This is a genomic window from Streptomyces spinosisporus, assembly GCF_022698145.1.
In the GTDB taxonomy this organism is placed as follows: domain Bacteria; phylum Actinomycetota; class Actinomycetes; order Streptomycetales; family Streptomycetaceae; genus Streptomyces; species Streptomyces spinosisporus.
Genome location: NZ_JALDAX010000017.1, coordinates 1 through 16,200, shown reverse-complemented (window position 1 = coordinate 16,200; position 16,200 = coordinate 1). Strand labels below are relative to the sequence as shown.

The window sequence follows — 16,200 nt, the reverse complement described above, 5'->3', positions numbered from 1 at the left end:
TAGGGCCGGTCGGGGCGGTTGGTCAGACCCTGGTGACGGAGGACACCGGCAGCATGTTCACCGGGTCGTAGCGCACGGGTGCGCCGGGGTGCGGCGCGTGGATCACCTGACCGTTGCCCATGTACATCGCGACATGGCTGGCGTCGGACCGGTAGACGACGAGGTCGCCGGGGCGGGCCTGGGAGAGCGGGATCTGCCGGCCGGCGTAGCGCTGCTCCTGCGAGGTGCGCGGCAACTGGATCCCGGCCTGCGCGTACGACCACTGCATCAGGCCCGAGCAGTCGAAGCCGGAGGGGCCGGAGGCGCCCCAGATGTACGGCATCCCGAGCGCGGAGCGGGCGGCGGCGATCGCGGCGGCCGCGCGGGCGGAGGCCGGGAGCGCGCTGCCGAAGTCGGGGATGTCGCCGCGGCTGCCGCGCGAGGCCCGGTCGTAGGCCGCACGCTCCGCGAGCGGAAGGGAGTTGAGCAGCCGGCGCGCCTTGGCGAGTTTCCTCTCGACGGTCTTCTTGTGGGCGGCGACGGCCTTGCGGCTGCGGTCCAGATCGGAGAGCTTGAGGACCGCCTCGGCGCGCTCCTGGGCGAGGTCGCGCATCGCGGTCTGCAGGTCCTTCAGTTCGCCTGCCTGGTGGGCGCCGATGCGGTCGAGGACGGCGGCCTTGTCGAGGTAGTCGGCCGGGTCGTCGGAGAACAGCAGGGCGAGGGAGGGGTCGAGGCCGCCGGAGCGGTACTGCGCCCCGGCCAGCAGACCGAGCGACTCCCGCATGGTGTTGATGCGCTCCTGCTGCCGGGCGATGCGGTCCTGCGCGTCGCGCACCTGACGGCGCAGCGTGTCGGCGATCTCGTCGGCCTTGTTGTAGGCCTCGGTCGCCTTCTCGGCCTCCTCGTAGAGGCGGTCCACCTCGGCCCTGGTGTGGTCGTGCGGTGCGGCGTCGGCCGGCACCGCGCCGAGCGCGGAGGCCGCGGCGGACAGCACACACAGGGCGGCGCCGGCGCCCCGGTTGAACCCGGACGTCGGTGCAAGGCGGCGATGGGACCCCACGGGAGACCGCGCTCCTTCCGCTGGCGGACAGGGAAACGCGCCAGACAGTAGCCCCGCGGCGGGGCACCGGCCAAAGGGCTCCGTGGCAACGCAACGTGACGCCCCGCCGCTGACGCAGGTCATCGGCGGGGCGTGGGGTCAGCGCGGGTTCACGCAATTCGCCCGTTCGGGCGGCACGTGGTGCTGATCTTGGAGCGGGCCTCGGGGGCGGTCGTCAGATCCGGACGCCGAACTGGAACGGCATGTTGCCGATCGACTCGTAGCGCACGGTCGCACCGGTGTGCGGGGCGTGCAGCACCTGGCCGTTGCCGGCGTAGAGGCCGATGTGGTGCAGGTCGCCGTAGAACAGGACCAGGTCGCCGACCTTGAGCTGGCTCTCGCTGTAGATGCGCGTACCGGCGTTGGCCTGGGCCTGCGAGGTGCGCGGTATGGAGACGCCGGCCTGGGCGTAGGCCCAGGAGGTCAGGCCCGAGCAGTCGAAGGAGGAGGGGCCGGTGGCGCCGTAGACGTACGGCGAGCCGATCACGCTCTGCGCGGCGGAGAACGCCGCGGCGGCCCGGCCGGAGGCGGAGCCGGTGTTGCCGAGGTCGACGCGTGCGCCGGCGTCGCGGCTGGCGCGCTGGTCGGCGGCGGCGAGCGCCGCCTTCTCGGCGGCCGTCAGGGTGTTGAGCAGCTTCTGCGCCTCGGCGAGCTTGCTCTGCACCTGCTTCTTCTTCTTGCCCAGTTCGGTGCGGGTGGAGGCGAGGTCCTTGAGCTTGTCGGACGCCTCGGAGCGCTCCTGGGCCAGTTCGCGCTGCTTCTCCTGGATCTTCTTCAGCGCCTCGACCTGCTGGGCGCTGAGCTGATCGGCGGTGGACGCCTTGTCCAGGTAGTCGTCCGGGTTCGACGACAGGAAGAGCTGGAGCGAGGAGTCGATGGAGCCGCTGCGGTACTGCGCGGCCGCCGCCAGGCCTATGGAGTCACGGAGCTCGTTGAGCTCCTCCTGGCCGCGGGCGACGTTGTCCTGGATGGTGGAGATCTCCTTCTGGAGCTTCTCCTGCTTCTCCTTGGCGCCGTTGTACTTCTCGGTGGCCTGCTCGGCCTCCTCGTACAGCTTGTCGACCTTCGCCTTCACCTCGTCCTTGGAGGGCTTCTCGCTGGGCGCGGCGTTGGCGGCCTGGGCGCTGATGGCTACGGCTGCAGCAGCCGCTGTGGTGAGCACGGTCACGCGCGCACGGCTCGGCTGCTTGGGTCGACGGTGGGTCGCCACGAAGGTGAACTCCTTCTTCTGAGTGATCACCCGCTCGGAGGTTCGGAGCCAGACCCTAGTGACCTCATCGTGATCAGATCAAATCCTCAGGAGCAAAATCTCGTCACGCCATGCATTCTTTACACACAACTCACGTGTGGTGATGCCGGGTTGACGCTACGTTGCGTGACGATCCCGCCAATTCGGGCATTAAACATGGAAGTTCGACCTTAGGGACAGCGCCCTAGGAAAGCCGCTTCAGCAGCATGGCGGAGGCGACCGGCCGGGCGCCCGCCTTGGCGACGCCGTCGGCCACCTCGCGGTCGGTGGAGGCGACGATGACGGGCCGTCCCGGCGGCTCGGCGCGCACGATCTGGCGGATCAACTCGTCGGCGGTGACGCCCGGTTTGGAGAACAGCACCCGTACGCCGCGCGGGGGCGCCAGCAGCACCGGAGCGGCCAGCTCGGCGCCGTCGAAGACACAGGTGACCTCGGCGCCGGTCTGGGCGGCGAGCTGCGAGAGCTGGCCGAGCAGCCTCAGCCGCTGCTTCTCCAGGGGCATCTGGGGATAGCCGGTCTTGGTGACGTTGTAGCCGTCGACGAGCAGATGGGCCTGCGGCAGGGCCAGCAACTGGTCCAGGATCGCGGGGTCGTTCTCGGACAGCGCCCGCGCGGCGATGTCCTTCGGGGTCATGCGTCCCGGTTCGACCGCGTCGACGGTCTCCGCCGGCCGTACGGACACGGGCGGCAGCGCCAGCTCCCGGCGCAGCCCCTGCGTCGCGTCCAGCAGGGTGTCCAGAAGCAGTCGTACGCGCATGTCCTCGACACTGCGCCCCTCGCGCGCCGCGCGGCGCGTGGCCTCCAGGGCCGCCTCCGCCTCGCTCAGGCGGGCCTTGAGGCGCCGTGTCTCGCTCTCGGCGGCGGACACCTGCGCCTGCGCCTCGGTGCGCACCGCCTCGATCTCGCCCTGCCTCTTGCGCAGGGCGGCCTCGCCCCGCTTGACGTCGCTGTGGGCCGCCCGCAGCTTGCGGTGCAGCGAGTCGGCCTCCTTGCGGGCGGCGTCCAGCTCGGCGCGCAGCCGCTCGGTGTCGATGCGGGTCTGCTCGCGGGCCCGGTCGAGTTCCTCGCGCAGCCGCTCCAGCTCGGCGCGGTTCTCCTCGTCGGCGCGCTCGGCATCGGCCCGCTGGGCCTCCTCGCCGGCCGCGGTCACGAGCTTGACCCAGCCGGTGGGCCGCAGAACATAGGCCGCGGCCGCCACGTCGAGCGGGTCCGCGGCCGGGGGCGGGGAGCCGGAGTCGAGAGCGCCGGCGAGTTCCGGCTGGGCCTCTCTGAGCTTCTCCCCGATCCGCTGCCTGAACAGCGGATCGGTCTCCAGCGCGGCGGCCATCGCGTTGCCGGCGAACTTGGCCCGGCGGGTCGGGGTGAACCGGGCGTACTGCCTGAGCTGTGCGGGCAGTTCGGCGACGGTCAGCCCGCCGAACCCGTCCGAGACGATCTGGACGACTCTGCGGCGCACTCCGTCGGGCAGCGGACGGTCAAGCACCTCGGCGGTGCCGTCGCCCGGCCCCCCGCCTGCGGTCTCCACCATCCGTCACACCCCATTACCTGTGGGGCCGCTCCGCTCAGGAGTCGGCGCCCGGCCTGTCCACGAGTTCCACCTGGTCCACCGCGTTGCACCAGCGGCAGCGCACCGACTCGATCGTCTCACTGACCACGTCGCGCTCCTCGACCTTCGGCTCGCCGGCCAGATCGAGGTGGACGTACTCGACGACCTTCGACGAGCGGGTCACGTCGAACCGCGTGAGGTTGCCGCAGAGGGTGCAGCGCCACCGTGTCGAGGCGGTCGGCAGGGGAACCGTCATCGTGACTTGTACCTTTTCCTTCGAGGTCTCGGTTGTCTCGACGCGCCAGCTTCCCTGGAGCGTGTGGCCGTAACCCTACGGCCTGGCGGCAAGTCGCCGCCCGCCCGTCCACGGCGGCGAGGCGTTCTGTGTGAGTGCGTCCGTTTACGTCATGCTCTGTGTCCATGATCAGCCACAGCCCGACCGCCGGCCGAACGAGCCGGAATCCCTCGGCGCCCGTGACATACACGCTGCTCATCGTGTGCTGTCTGGCCTTCGTGGCCGGGCCCGCGGCAGGGCTGAATCCGGCCTACGGCTCCGGGGACGCGCTGATCGCCGCCCAGCGCACGTACTTCCACCGCTGGGGCGTCGTCCCGGTCGAACTGTTCCAGGGCACCGCCAGGGCCGCCCTGACACCGGCCACGGCGCTGTTCGTCCACGGCAGCTGGGTGCACCTGCTCGGCAACATGCTCTTCCTCTACGTCTTCGGCGTGATGACCGAGGAGCGGATGGGCCGCACGCAGTTCGCCCTCTTCTACCTGGGCTGCGGCTATCTGGCCCTGCTGGGGTACGCGGCCGCCAATTCCGCCTCCGGGCAGTCCCTGGTGGGGGCGTCCGGGGCGATCTCCGCCGTGCTCGGCGCGTTCCTGTACTTGTTCCCGGCCGCCCGGGTCACAAGCCTGCTCCCGTTCCTCTTCTTCCTCCCGGTACGGCTGCCCGCGTGGGTGGTGCTGCCGTTCTGGGCGGCGCTGCAGTGGCTGGCCGCGGGGCGTGCGGACCAGGGGCCGGGGGTGGCGTATCTGGCCCACCTGGTGGGCTTCGCACTCGGCTTCTGCTACGCCTGGGTGCGGTTCGGGCGTGCGACTAGAGTGAAGACCGCCCCAGCTCCGGCCTCCGAGGGAGAGAACCAGCCGTGATCACCGCGATCGTCCTCATCAAGACCAGCGTGGACCGGATCCCCGAGATCGCGGAATCGATCGCGGCCCTGGAGTCCGTGAGCGAGGTCTTCTCGGTCACCGGGACCTACGACCTGATCGCCATGGTCCGCGTCAAGGAACACGAGGACCTGGCCGAGGTCATCCCGGGCCGCATCAGCAAGATCCCCGGCGTAGAGGCCACGGACACCCACGTCGCCTTCCGCACCTACTCCCAGCACGACCTGGAAGCAGCATTCGCAATCGGCCTGGACTCCTGAAGGCGCCGCCCGGCGGCTGAACCGAGAGAACGCTTCACCGAGGCGACGCCGGGAAGCTGAGCCGAGGGGCCCGGGTTCACCGAAGCGCCGCAGACCCGGCCGCACGCGGCCTGCCGCGAAGACAGCGCCCGGAGATTTACAACGACATCCCTGTACGTCCGACGCCACCTCGGCCGGACGACTGGCCGACGCTCGCTGCGGCCGAGGGGCCCGGGGTACACCGATACGGCGCAGACGCGGTCACGGGCTCGTCGACGCAGCGGTCCCGACCGCGCGTCGTAGCAACCCGGCTGGCAGCGCAACAGCCGTAGAACATCCGCCGGTCGAGGCGACCGCCCCCGCCGCGAGAGCGGTGCCCGGCCCTGCACCGCTGGTCGGCCGCATTCCGGCCGGACGATCCACCGCGCTCGCTGCGACCTAAGGAACCCGGGGTCACCGATGTGACGCAGACCCGGCCGCACGCGGCCCGCCGTGTAGGCAGCGTCGCTGACATCCGCGAGGACATCGGCGCACGTCCGGAGGTGCGGCCAGGGCGCGGGCTGGAAGCGCGGCGGCTGCAGGACGTCCGACGGTTGTGCCGGTTGCTTGCCGTGAAAGTGGGGCCTGCGACTTCTCTGCAGCGCCGGGTCTGCGGCATTTCGGGCGGATGGGCAAGCGCCCGCCCGCTTCCGCGCCGCCGGCGGGTGCGGCACCTCGCGAGAAGCGCGGGTTCACCGGCGCAGCACGCGTCTGCGGGCGCGGCGGCCCCTAGATCGCCGGGACGCAGCGGCCGTTTTCTGTGTGGTATTGCCACTTTGCGCCGTTGTGGACGAGTTCCTTGACGGCGGTGATGAAGCGGTCGAGGTGTTCGTCGGGGGTGCCGGCGCCGAAGCTGAGGCGGATGGCGTTGAGGGACTTCTCGCCGGGGGCGGATTCCGGGGCGCCGCATTCGCCCTGGGTCTGAGGGGCGGTGCCCAGGAGGGTGCGGACCAGGGGGTGGGCGCAGAAGAGGCCGTCGCGGACGCCGATGCCGTACTCGGCGGAGAGGGCGGCGGCGAAGTGGGAGCTGTTCCAGCCGTCCACGACGAAGGAGATCACCCCGACGCGGGGGGCGTCGTCGCCGAAGAGGGAGAGGATCCTGACCTCCGGGACCTCGGCCAGGCCCGCGCGGACCCGTGCGATCAGCTGCTGCTCGCGGGCCACCAGCGTGTCGAAGCCGGCCTCCGTCAGCGCCTTGCAGGCCGAGACGATGGCATAGGCGCCGATGACGTTGGGCGACCCGGCCTCGTGACGGGCGGCGGTGTCGTGCCACTCCACGTCCACTCCCCCGTCCCCGCGCCGCGTCACCCTGCGACTGGCGCCGCCCCCGGCGAGATACGGCTCCGCCGCGCGCAGCCAGTCGGCGCGGCCCGCCAGCACCCCAGAGCCGAAGGGCGCGTACAGCTTGTGCCCGGAGAAGGCGACCCAGTCGACGTCCAGGTCACGGACGGACACCGGGTGGTGCGGCGCCAGCTGCGCGGCGTCAAGGACGATGCGCGCGCCGTGCGCGTGCGCCGCCGCCGCCAGCTCGCGCACCGGCCACAGCTCCCCGGTGACATTGGAGGCTCCGGTGACGCAGACCAGCGCGGGGCCGTACGGGTCACGCTCGGCGAGGGCGCGCTCCAGGGTCGATACGGCCTGCTGCGGGGTGCGTGGGGCGTCGAGGTAGGTCACATGGGCGTCCTGCCAGGGCAGCAGGCTCGCGTGGTGCTCGGTCTCGAAGACGAAGACCTGGCAGCCGGCCGGCAGGGCCCGGGCCAGAAGGTTCAGGGAGTCTGTCGTGGACCGGGTGAAGACCAGGTGGTCGTCGCTGCGGCAGTCGAGGAACTCGGCGACCGTCCTGCGGGCGTTCTCGAAGAGGTCCGTGGACAGCTGGGAGAGGTAGCCGGCGCCGCGGTGGACGCTGCCGTAGTAGGGCGCGTAGGCCGCCACGTCGTCCCAGACGCGCTGGAGGGCCGGGGCGCTGGCCGCGTAGTCGAGGGCCGCGTAGGTCACCTCGCCCCCGGTGACGAGCGGGACGGTGACATCCCGCCCCAGAACAGGCAGAGGTGCACAAATGGTCTGGGCGGAGGCAGCGGTGGAGACAGACATGGGGGAACTCCCGTGAGAGGCATGCGCCGTGCATGCGGAGAGGTGAAAAGGGGTGTGCGGAGGCGGGGCTCGGCGCCCTATCGCATTCGATTGCTCACAGAAGGCTCCCTCGGTGACCAGGATCCCTGGGCCGTGCTCCCGAAGAGCGTGAGGGATCCGCGCTTGCCGCAGACCTCGCTGCCTACGGCCTGGTCTTCACCCGGGGCACCCCGCCACGGACGGAGGGTTGCCGGACAGTCGGCCGGGGCCTCATGACTGTCACTCATGACCTGGACAGGAACGTACGTGAAGCGATCGCGGTCCCGCAACCCGTGTCCGGATGACGGAACCGCGATCGCTGTCGGCCGGCACAGGCGCCGGCAGACGCTATGCGTTGCTCGCCGCCACCCAGCGGTCCAGTGCCCGCTTGGCCGCGCCGGAGTCGATCGACTCCGCGGCCCTCGCCATCCCGGCGCCGATCTGCTCGGCGAGCGACCCGGGCCCCGGGTCGAGCGCCACGAGCGCGGCCGCCGAGTTCAGCAGCACGGCGTCCCGTACGGGGCCCTTCTCGCCGTCGAGGAGCCTGCGGGCGACCTCCGCGTTGTACGACGGGTCGCCGCCGCGCAGCGCCTCCACCGGCACCAGCTCGATGCCGACGTCGCGGGGATCGAAGGACTCCTCGATGACCTTGCCATCACGGACCACCCAGACGTGCGACGTGGCCGTCGTGGTCAGCTCGTCGAGGCCGTCGTCGCCGCGGAAGACCAACGAGGAGTTGCCGCGCTCGGCCAGCACGCCCGCGATCATCGGCGCCAGCCGCGGATCCGCGACGCCGACCGCCTGGGCCTTGACCTTCGCCGGGTTGGTCAGCGGCCCCAGCGCGTTGAACACGGTCCGGATGCCCAACTGGCCGCGGGCCGCGGCGACATGACGCAGCGCCGGGTGGAACTTCACCGCGAAGCAGAAGGTGATGCCGGCCTCCTCGGCGACCTCTGCCACCCGCTGGGGGGTGAGGTTGAGGTTGACGCCCAGCTTCTCCAGTACGTCCGAGGCGCCGGAGGCCGACGAGGCGGCGCGGTTGCCGTGCTTGACGACCTTGGCGCCGGTACCGGCCACCACGATCGCCGACATCGTCGAGATGTTCACCGTCTTCGCGCCGTCGCCGCCGGTGCCGACGATGTCGACGGTGCGGCCGGAGACCTCGATGACGTTGGCGTGCTCGTACATCGCCCGGACCACGCCGGTGATCTCCTCGACGGTCTCGCCCTTGGCCCGCAGGGCGACGACGAAGCCCGCGATCTGGGCGTCCGTCGCCTCGCCGCGCATGATCTGGTCCATCGCCCAGGCGGTCGCGTCGGCGCTCTGGTCGCGGCCGTACAGCAGGGCGTTCAGCACCTCGGGCCAGGAACGGCCCGCCGCGGTGTCGCCTCCAGCGGGGGTCACAGCGCTCATAAGGCCGCTCCTGGTGTCGTAGAAGGGTGGGACTCGCCGCAAGGAGTCCGACCCCCACCCTATCCAGCCGCAGGCATGGCAAAGGGCCCCGTCCGAACACCGGACGGGGCCCCTGCCGTGGCGTGGCGACGCCTTGGCGATCAGTGGTGGCCGTGGCCGCTCGTGATCTCCTTGTACTCCTCGACGGTCGGCTTGGCGATCTGGGACTCCTCGCCGAAGTACGCCTCGCTGAGCTTGGCGCGCAGCTTCTCGGAGCCCTTCACCTTGCGCTCGACGCCGTTGTCGTCGGTCGTCGGACCGATCTCCAGCGGCTTGTACTGCTCGTGCGCCGTGAGGGTGTGCAGCGCGTCCTGACTGAGCGGCTCGTGGACCTCGATGAACTCACCGTGCGGCAGGCGCTTGATGATGCCCGACTCGCGGCCGTGCAGCACCTTGTCCTTGTCGCGGCGCTGCAGACCGAGGCACATCCGCTTGGTGGCGATGAACACGAGGACCGGCACCACGAAGAAGCCGACCCGGACGAACCAGGTGATCGCGTTGATCGACAGGTGGAAGTGCGTGGCCCACAGGTCGTTGCCGCCACCGATCATCAGCACGAAGTACCAGGAGACCCACGCGGCACCGAACGCGGTACGCGTCGGGGCGTTGCGCGGACGGTCCAGGATGTGGTGCTCGCGCCGGTCGCCGGTGACCCAGGCCTCGACGAACGGGTAGACCGCGATCGCGACCAGGACCAGCGGGAAGATCACCAGCGGGATGAACACGCCCAGGACGAGCGTGTGGCCCCACAGGTTGATCTCCCAGCCCGGCATGACACGGATCAGGCCCTCGGAGAAGCCCATGTACCAGTCGGGCTGGGCGCCCGTGGAGACCATGTCCGGCCGGTAGGGGCCCATGGCCCAGATCGGGTTGATCGAGGCGATCGCCGCGATGGCCGCGATGACACCGAAGACCAGGAAGAAGAAGCCTCCGGCCTTGGCCATGTACACCGGCAGCAGCGGCATGCCCACGACGTTGTTGTTCGTCCGTCCGGGACCCGCGAACTGCGTGTGCTTGTGGTAGAAGACCAGGATCAGGTGGCCGACCAGCAGACCGAGCATGATGCCCGGCAGCAGCAGGATGTGGATCGAGTAGAAGCGGGCCACGAAGTCGCCGCCCGGGAACTCGCCGCCGAAGAGGAACATCGACAGGTACGTGCCCACGATCGGCACGGACAGGATCGCGCCCTCCATGAAGCGGACACCGGTGCCGGAGAGCAGGTCGTCCGGGAGCGAGTAGCCGGTGAAGCCGGTGAACATGCCGAGGACGAGCAGCAGGAAGCCGAACAGCCAGTTGACCTCACGCGGCTTGCGGAACGCGCCCGTGAAGAACACGCGCATCATGTGCACGAACATGCCCGCGAGGAAGATCAGCGCGGCCCAGTGGTGGATCTGCCGGATCAGCAGACCACCGCGCACATCGAAGGAGATGTGCATGGTCGAGTTGAACGCCTCGGACATCATCTGGCCCTGCAGCGGGATGTAGCTGCCGTGGTACTCCACCTCGTTCATCGACGGGTGGAAGAACAGGGTCAGATACACACCCGTGAGGATGATGATGATGAAGCTGTAGAGGCAGACCTCACCCAACATGAACGACCAGTGGTCGGGGAAGATCTTGCGCATGTTGGTCTTGGCCAGGGAGTAGATCCCCAGCCGGCCGTCGGCCCAGTCGGCGACGCGCTCGCCGGCAGGCGCTTTGCCCCGCCGTGTGGCGGTGGTGTCGTTGGTGCTCATCCGCGCTCCCAGAAGGCAGGACCGACGGGCTCTTCGAAGTCGCCGAGCGCCTCGAGGTAGCCCTCGTCGTTCACGCCGATGCGCAGCTGCGGCAGGGCGTGGCCGGCGGGGCCGAAGATCACTCGGGCACCGTCGGAGAGGTCGAAGGTGGACTGGTGGCAGGGGCACAGCACGTGGTGCGTCTGCTGCTCGTACAGCGAGATCGGGCAACCGACGTGGGTGCAGATCTTCGAGTACGCGACGATGCCCTCGTGCGACCACTCGAGTTCGCGCTTGTCCTTGATGTTGTCCGGCTGGATCCGGACGATCATCAGGGCCGCCTTGGCGATCTCGGTCTGGAAGTTCTCGTCCTTCTCCTCCAGGCCCTCGGGCTTGGCGAAGGTGAGCGAGCCGACCGAGACGTCGGAGGCACGCAGCGGCTCGTTGGTGTTCATGTTGACGAGCAGCTTGCCCTTGGACCACATGGTGTGGCGGAGCTTGGTCCCGGGCAGCGGGCCGAGGTCGCGCAGCAGCATGACGCCGGAGAGCGGGAACAGGGCCAGCGCGCCGAACATCGTGTTGCGGATCAGCTTGCGGCGGCCGAGCGCCGACTCCTTGGCGCCCGCCCGGAAGTCGTCCATCACCTTGGCCTTGACCTCGGGCGAGGCCTCCACCGGGTGACGCTCGTCGGCGATCTCCACGTCGGACATCAGGGTGCGGGCCCAGTGGACCGCGCCCGCGCCGATGGCGAAGAGCGCGAGCCCCAGGGTCAGACCCAGCGCGAAGTTCAGCGCGTTGATGTGACCGATCGGGAAGACGTAGATCGCCTTGTCGTGCGGGATCGCCACGTACGAGGCGATGAAGCCGACCGTGGCCAGCATCGACACCGTGAACAGCAGGGCCACCATGCGCTCGGACCGCTTGGCGGCCCGCTCGTCGATGTCCTGGACGCGGTGCTCGTGGGGCGGCAGACCGGGGTCGGCGAACGGGTTCTTCTCGTCCGCGACGCTGACCGCGCCGTGCTCGTCCTGCTCAGCCGGCAGGTTCTCTTCTGGAATGTCTTGGCTACTCATGACTTCTTGGCCTTTGCGGTCCGAGCGGCGACCCAGACGGCGACCGCGATCAGCGCGCCGAGTCCGAAGATCCAGGCGAACAGGCCCTCGGAGACCGGGCCGAGTCCGCCCAGCTCAAGGCCGCCGGGGCTCTCGGTGTCGTCTCCGTTGACCGCGTGGAGGTACGCGATGATGTCCTTCTTGTTCTGCTCCGACAGCGTGGTGTCGGGGAACGACGGCATGTTCTGCGGGCCGGTCTGCATGGCCTCGTAGATGTGCTTCGGGTCGACACCCTCGAGGTCCGGCGCGAACTTGCCGTGCGTCAGCGCACCGCCCTTGCCGGTGAAGTTGTGGCACTGCGCGCAGTTGGTGCGGAACAGCTCGCCACCCTTGGCGATGTCGGCACCCTCGGGGCCGTACTGCGCCTTCGTCGGCACGGACGGGCCGGCGCCGAGCGAGGAGATGTACGCCGCGAGCTGGTCGATCTCGGCCTGCGTGTAGACGACCTTCTTGCGCGGGACCTGCGCGCCCGGCTGCTGGGCGGGCATACGGCCGGTGCCGACCTGGAAGTCGACGGCCGCGCTGCCCACGCCCACCAGGCTCGGACCGTCGGAGGTGCCCTGACCGCCGGTGCCGTGGCAGCTGGCGCAGCCCACGGAGAAGAGCTTCTTGCCCTCGTCGATGGCGAGGGACTGGGCGGTTTCATCGGCCTGCGCCTTGCTCGCAGGCGCGAACGCGGCGTACAGCCCCCCGGTGCATGCCAGCGCGAGGAGTAGGACGACGAGCGCCGCCATCGGATGGCGTCGTCGTGCGGAGAGCTTTTTCACGGATTACCCCGGTGTCAGGATCTTCTGCGTCGATGCTTGTGGGTTGTGCGCCCGCAGGCGCACGCGGGACGGGCCCGGCTACTTGATCAGGTAGATCGTGGCGAAGAGGCCGATCCACACGACATCGACGAAGTGCCAGTAGTAGGACACGACGATGGCCGCGGTCGCCTGCTCGTGAGTGAACCTCTTCGCCGCGTAGGTGCGGCCGAGGACGAACAGGAAGGCGATGAGGCCGCCCGTCACGTGCATGCCGTGGAACCCGGTGGTCAGGTAGAACACCGAGCCGTACGGGTCGGAGGACAGGGAGAGCCCGTCCTTCTTCACCAGCTCCGTGTACTCGAAGATCTGACCGCCGATGAAGATCGCACCCATGACGAAGGTGACGATGAACCAGCCCCGGAGCTTCTTCACGTCCCCGCGCTCGGCGGCGAAGACGCCGAGCTGGCAGGTCAGGGAGGAGAGCACCAGGATCGTGGTGTTGGTCGCGGAGAACGGAAGGTTGAGATGGCTCGCCATCTCCTTCCAGTGGTCCGGACCGGTCACCGATCGCAGGGTGAAGTACATCGCGAAGAGGGCCGCGAAGAACATCAGCTCGGAACTCAGCCAGATGATGGTTCCGACGCTGGTGAGGTTCGGCCGGTTGACCGACGGGTGCGCGTGCCCGGTATCTACTGTCGTTGCTGTCGCCACGACCGACATTATGTCGGTCGCTTATCCCGCCCTCACTCCGGGGGGTGCCGTTCGGAGTGTTGCTGCCGTCCATACCGGTGTTGACGTGGTGTTGAACGGAGTAACATCCGCCGCAACGGGCCTTTCCGTACGACGCTGACGTCTCGGAGGAACAATGCAGCCGACCGCCACGGTGCTGGTCTACAGCGACGACTCCAACACCCGCGAGCAGGTGCGGTTGGCGACCGGGCGCAGGCCCGCTCCCGACGTTCCCCTGGTGGAGTTCGTGGAGTGCGCGACCCCTGCGGCCGTCGTGAAGGAGCTGGACAAGGGCGGGATCGACGTCTGCGTCCTGGACGGCGAGGCCGTGCCCATGGGCGGCATGGGTGTGTGCCGGCAGATCAAGGACGAGGTCTACAACTGCCCGCCGGTGCTGCTGCTCATCGGCCGCCCGCAGGACGCGTGGCTGGCGACCTGGAGCCGTGCGGACGGCGCGGTCACGCTGCCGGTGGACCCGGTGGAGTTCGCCTCCGCACTGGCCTCGCTGCTGCGCAAGAAGAGCCTTCAGCAGAGCGCCTAGGCGGTCCGGGCCCCTGCTGTCCGGCTCAGACGCTCTCCGGGCGCAGCCGTGCCTGTTGCGCGGCGCTCGGGGCGTCCGGGGTGCCGGACACCAGGGCACTGCCCGTGCGCCAGTTCTTCCAGGAGAGGTTCCAGTCCCCGAAGCCGTTGCCGAAGGGCTCCATGGTCTCGCCGTCGGAGTTGATGACCTTCACCACGTCGCCCTCGCGGACGGTGTCGAAGAACCATTCGGCGTTGCCGGTGCTCAGGCCCGTGCAGCCGTGGCTGACGTTGGCGTAGCCCTGGGAGCCGACGGACCAGGGGGCCGCGTGGACGTACTCCCCGCTCCAGGTGAGACGGGTGGCGTAGTACACGGGCAGGTCGTAGGAGTCGGAGCTGCCCTCGGCGATGCCGACGGTCGCGCTGCGCATACGTACGAAGTACTCCTTGCCCAGCACCACCTTGACGCCGTTGCGGGTCTCGAAGCCGGGCTTGCCGGTGGTGACGGGGATCTCGTTGATGTCCTCGCCGTTCTTGTAGACCGTCATGGAGTGTGACGCCGCGTCGGTGACGGCGATGAGGCTGTCGCCGATGGTGAGCTTCAGCGGCTTGCTCTTCTTCCCCCACAGCCGGTCGCCGATCTTCACGCCGTCGAGGTTGCTGTGCACCTGGATCGTGGTGTGGGCGGGCCAGTACTCCCGGGGCCGGTAGTGGAGTTCCTTGTCGTCCACCCAGTGCCAGGCGCCCTGCACGGCGGGCACCGCGTCCACCCGCAGCGCGCGTTCCACCACGGCCCGCTGCGCCTTGTCCTTGATGGGCCGGTCCAGTTCGGCGGTGACGGGCTGTCCCACGCCGTACGTGCCGGACTTGGGCCCGAAGGTCACGCCGAGGGTCTTCTTGGTGGTGGGCTTGCTGGTGTCGAAGGTGAGGACCTTGCGGCCCGGCGCACCGTCGTCGTCCTCCGTGCTCACCCGCACCGTGTAGTGGGCGTTTGCGGCGAGCGGAGAGGTGCTGTGCCACCGGGTGCCGTCGGCGGAGAGTTCGCCCGTCACATAGCGGCCTGTGGCGTCCGTGGCGGTGACGTCCGTGATGCGGCCGTCGTCGTCGGCGGTGACCTCGAGGGGCTTGTCCGGGTCGGTCTTCTTCCCGTCCTCGCCGAGGCCGTTGAAGGAGATCTGGTCCGTCGCGTCGAACGGCTTGTCGGTCAGCGGGTCGCCGCCGCTGCTGCAAGCGGTGCCGCCCGCGCCGAGGGCGATCACCAGCAGCGTGCAGCTGACGACGGTGCGGGTGCGCGGAGAGTGGTTCATGCCCTCGACGCTATGGACGTCCGTCAAGTACGGCGCGCCGGGTAACTCGTACGAGTGATGGTTATTGCGGCAAAAGCAGGAGCCCGGACTCTCCTGACGGAGTGTCCGGGCTCTGGTGCGCTCGGCGCGTGCTACTGGGTGCGGTTCTCACCGCGGTAGTACTCGAAGACCCAGCCGTACAGGCCGACCATGATGATCGGCGCCGAGAAGTACAGCAGCCACCAGCCGATCGCGATCGACAGGAAGGCCAGCGCGCCACCGAAACCGAGGGCGAGCGGCTGCCAGCTGTGCGGGCTGAAGAACCCGACCTCGCCGGCGTCGTCCGCGACGTCCGCCTCCTTGTTGTCCATGGCACCCGCGTCGACCCGCCGGGCGGTGAAGCCCAGGTAGAAGCCGACCATGATGCACAGACCGAAGGCCAGGAAGAGCGCCGTGGTGCCGGCCGGCTCCTTCGACCACACGCCATAGACGACCGCCATGGCGAGGACGAAGAAGCTCAGCCACATGAACATCTTGCCCTGAACCTTCACTTGCCGGCCTCCTTGCCACCAGCCAGAGCATGCTCACCGTGCGGCGCGTTCTCGAGCTGGTCGAGAGCGGCGATCTCAGGGTGATGCAGGTCGAACGCCGGGGATTCGCTGCGGATCCGCGGCAGGGTGAGGAAGTTGTGGCGCGGCGGCGGGCAGGACGTGGCCCACTCCAGCGAACGGCCGTAGCCCCACGGGTCGTCGACGCCGACCGGCTTGCCGTACTTGGCCGTCTTCCACACGTTGTAGAGGAACGGCAGCACCGACATGCCGAGCAGGAAGGCGCTGATCGTCGAGACCGTGTTCAGGGCGGTGAAGCCGTCGGCCGCCAGATAGTCGGCGTAACGACGCGGCATGCCCTCGGCGCCCAGCCAGTGCTGGACCAGGAAGGTGCCGTGGAAGCCGATGAACAGCGTCCAGAACGTGATCTTGCCGAGGCGCTCGTCGAGCATCTTGCCCGTCATCTTCGGCCACCAGAAGTGGAAGCCGGAGAACATCGCGAAGACGACCGTGCCGAAGACGACGTAGTGGAAGTGCGCCACCACGAAATACGAGTCCGAGACATGGAAGTCCAGCGGCGGCGAGGCCAGGATGACACCGGTCAGACCACCGAAGGTGAAGGTGATCAGGAAGCCGGTGGCCCAGAGCATCGGGGTCTCGAAG

16 protein-coding genes and 1 riboswitch are annotated in these 16,200 nt (G+C 69.3%); of the genes, 3 read left to right on the top strand and 13 right to left on the bottom strand.

Annotated elements, in window-relative coordinates; genetic code table 11:
- Nucleotides 1–22: 22 nt before the first annotated feature.
- The 4 genes from MQN93_RS33835 to MQN93_RS33820 all read right to left on the bottom strand — a co-directional run bounded on the left by MQN93_RS33835 (nucleotide 23) and on the right by MQN93_RS33820 (nucleotide 4,129).
- Nucleotides 23–1,039, bottom strand: coding sequence for a C40 family peptidase (locus MQN93_RS33835; RefSeq protein ID WP_242712533.1), 1,017 nt, complete (start codon nucleotides 1,037–1,039; stop codon nucleotides 23–25).
- 214 nt (nucleotides 1,040–1,253) lie between these two features.
- Nucleotides 1,254–2,288: a C40 family peptidase gene (locus tag MQN93_RS33830; RefSeq protein ID WP_242712612.1), complete on the bottom strand. Its 1,035-nt coding sequence runs from the start codon at nucleotides 2,286–2,288 to the stop codon at nucleotides 1,254–1,256.
- Nucleotides 2,289–2,511: 223 nt separating this feature from the next.
- Nucleotides 2,512–3,855: an NYN domain-containing protein gene (locus MQN93_RS33825; protein WP_016435797.1), complete on the bottom strand. Its 1,344-nt coding sequence runs from the start codon at nucleotides 3,853–3,855 to the stop codon at nucleotides 2,512–2,514.
- A 34-nt stretch (nucleotides 3,856–3,889) separates the two neighbouring features.
- Nucleotides 3,890–4,129: a hypothetical protein gene (locus MQN93_RS33820; protein WP_108013339.1), complete on the bottom strand. Its 240-nt coding sequence runs from the start codon at nucleotides 4,127–4,129 to the stop codon at nucleotides 3,890–3,892.
- A gap of 164 nt (nucleotides 4,130–4,293) precedes the next feature.
- Between MQN93_RS33820 and MQN93_RS33815 the strand changes: the two genes are divergently transcribed.
- Both MQN93_RS33815 and MQN93_RS33810 read left to right on the top strand, forming a co-directional pair.
- Nucleotides 4,294–5,025, top strand: coding sequence for a rhomboid family intramembrane serine protease (locus tag MQN93_RS33815; RefSeq protein ID WP_242712532.1), 732 nt, complete (start codon nucleotides 4,294–4,296; stop codon nucleotides 5,023–5,025).
- Nucleotides 5,022–5,303 carry an Lrp/AsnC family transcriptional regulator gene (locus tag MQN93_RS33810; protein ID WP_016435794.1) on the top strand — a complete coding sequence of 94 codons (282 nt, stop codon included), beginning with the start codon at nucleotides 5,022–5,024 and terminating at the stop codon, nucleotides 5,301–5,303. Before MQN93_RS33815 ends, MQN93_RS33810 begins: the two co-directional genes overlap by 4 nt.
- Before the next feature lie 747 nt (nucleotides 5,304–6,050).
- Here MQN93_RS33810 and MQN93_RS33805 read toward each other — a convergent pair.
- From MQN93_RS33805 to ctaE, 6 genes are all read right to left on the bottom strand, one after another.
- Nucleotides 6,051–7,412 carry an aminotransferase class V-fold PLP-dependent enzyme gene (locus tag MQN93_RS33805; protein WP_242712531.1) on the bottom strand — a complete coding sequence of 454 codons (1,362 nt, stop codon included), beginning with the start codon at nucleotides 7,410–7,412 and terminating at the stop codon, nucleotides 6,051–6,053.
- 153 nt (nucleotides 7,413–7,565) lie between these two features.
- Nucleotides 7,566–7,682, bottom strand: a riboswitch (SAM riboswitch).
- Between the two features lie 96 nt (nucleotides 7,683–7,778).
- Nucleotides 7,779–8,843 (bottom strand): anthranilate phosphoribosyltransferase, encoded by a 1,065-nt coding sequence (trpD, locus tag MQN93_RS33800; protein WP_016435792.1) that lies wholly within the window; start codon nucleotides 8,841–8,843, stop codon nucleotides 7,779–7,781.
- Between the two features lie 140 nt (nucleotides 8,844–8,983).
- Nucleotides 8,984–10,618, bottom strand: coding sequence for a cytochrome bc1 complex cytochrome b subunit (gene qcrB, locus MQN93_RS33795; RefSeq protein WP_016435791.1), 1,635 nt, complete (start codon nucleotides 10,616–10,618; stop codon nucleotides 8,984–8,986).
- Nucleotides 10,615–11,670 carry a cytochrome bc1 complex Rieske iron-sulfur subunit gene (qcrA, locus tag MQN93_RS33790; protein ID WP_016435790.1) on the bottom strand — a complete coding sequence of 352 codons (1,056 nt, stop codon included), beginning with the start codon at nucleotides 11,668–11,670 and terminating at the stop codon, nucleotides 10,615–10,617. Before qcrA ends, qcrB begins: the two co-directional genes overlap by 4 nt.
- Nucleotides 11,667–12,476: a cytochrome bc1 complex diheme cytochrome c subunit gene (gene qcrC / locus MQN93_RS33785; protein WP_037782551.1), complete on the bottom strand. Its 810-nt coding sequence runs from the start codon at nucleotides 12,474–12,476 to the stop codon at nucleotides 11,667–11,669. Before qcrC ends, qcrA begins: the two co-directional genes overlap by 4 nt.
- Before the next feature lie 78 nt (nucleotides 12,477–12,554).
- A complete protein-coding gene (gene ctaE, locus MQN93_RS33780) occupies nucleotides 12,555–13,175 on the bottom strand; it encodes an aa3-type cytochrome oxidase subunit III (RefSeq protein ID WP_016435788.1) in 621 nt (206 codons plus the stop codon).
- A gap of 145 nt (nucleotides 13,176–13,320) precedes the next feature.
- Here ctaE and MQN93_RS33775 point away from each other — a divergent pair, with 145 nt between their 5' ends.
- Entirely contained in the window at nucleotides 13,321–13,725 is a 405-nt protein-coding gene (locus MQN93_RS33775) for a response regulator (protein ID WP_016435787.1), read from the top strand.
- 25 nt (nucleotides 13,726–13,750) lie between these two features.
- On the opposite strand, the gene MQN93_RS33770 is transcribed toward MQN93_RS33775, so the two are convergent.
- The 3 genes from MQN93_RS33770 to MQN93_RS33760 all read right to left on the bottom strand — a co-directional run.
- A complete protein-coding gene (locus MQN93_RS33770; RefSeq protein ID WP_242712530.1) occupies nucleotides 13,751–15,010 on the bottom strand; it encodes a L,D-transpeptidase in 1,260 nt (419 codons plus the stop codon).
- A 131-nt stretch (nucleotides 15,011–15,141) separates the two neighbouring features.
- A complete protein-coding gene (locus tag MQN93_RS33765) occupies nucleotides 15,142–15,540 on the bottom strand; it encodes a cytochrome c oxidase subunit 4 (protein ID WP_016435785.1) in 399 nt (132 codons plus the stop codon).
- A partial coding sequence (locus MQN93_RS33760; RefSeq protein WP_242712529.1) for a cytochrome c oxidase subunit I occupies nucleotides 15,537–16,200 on the bottom strand: 664 nt, incomplete at its 5' end. The genes MQN93_RS33765 and MQN93_RS33760, both read right to left, overlap by 4 nt.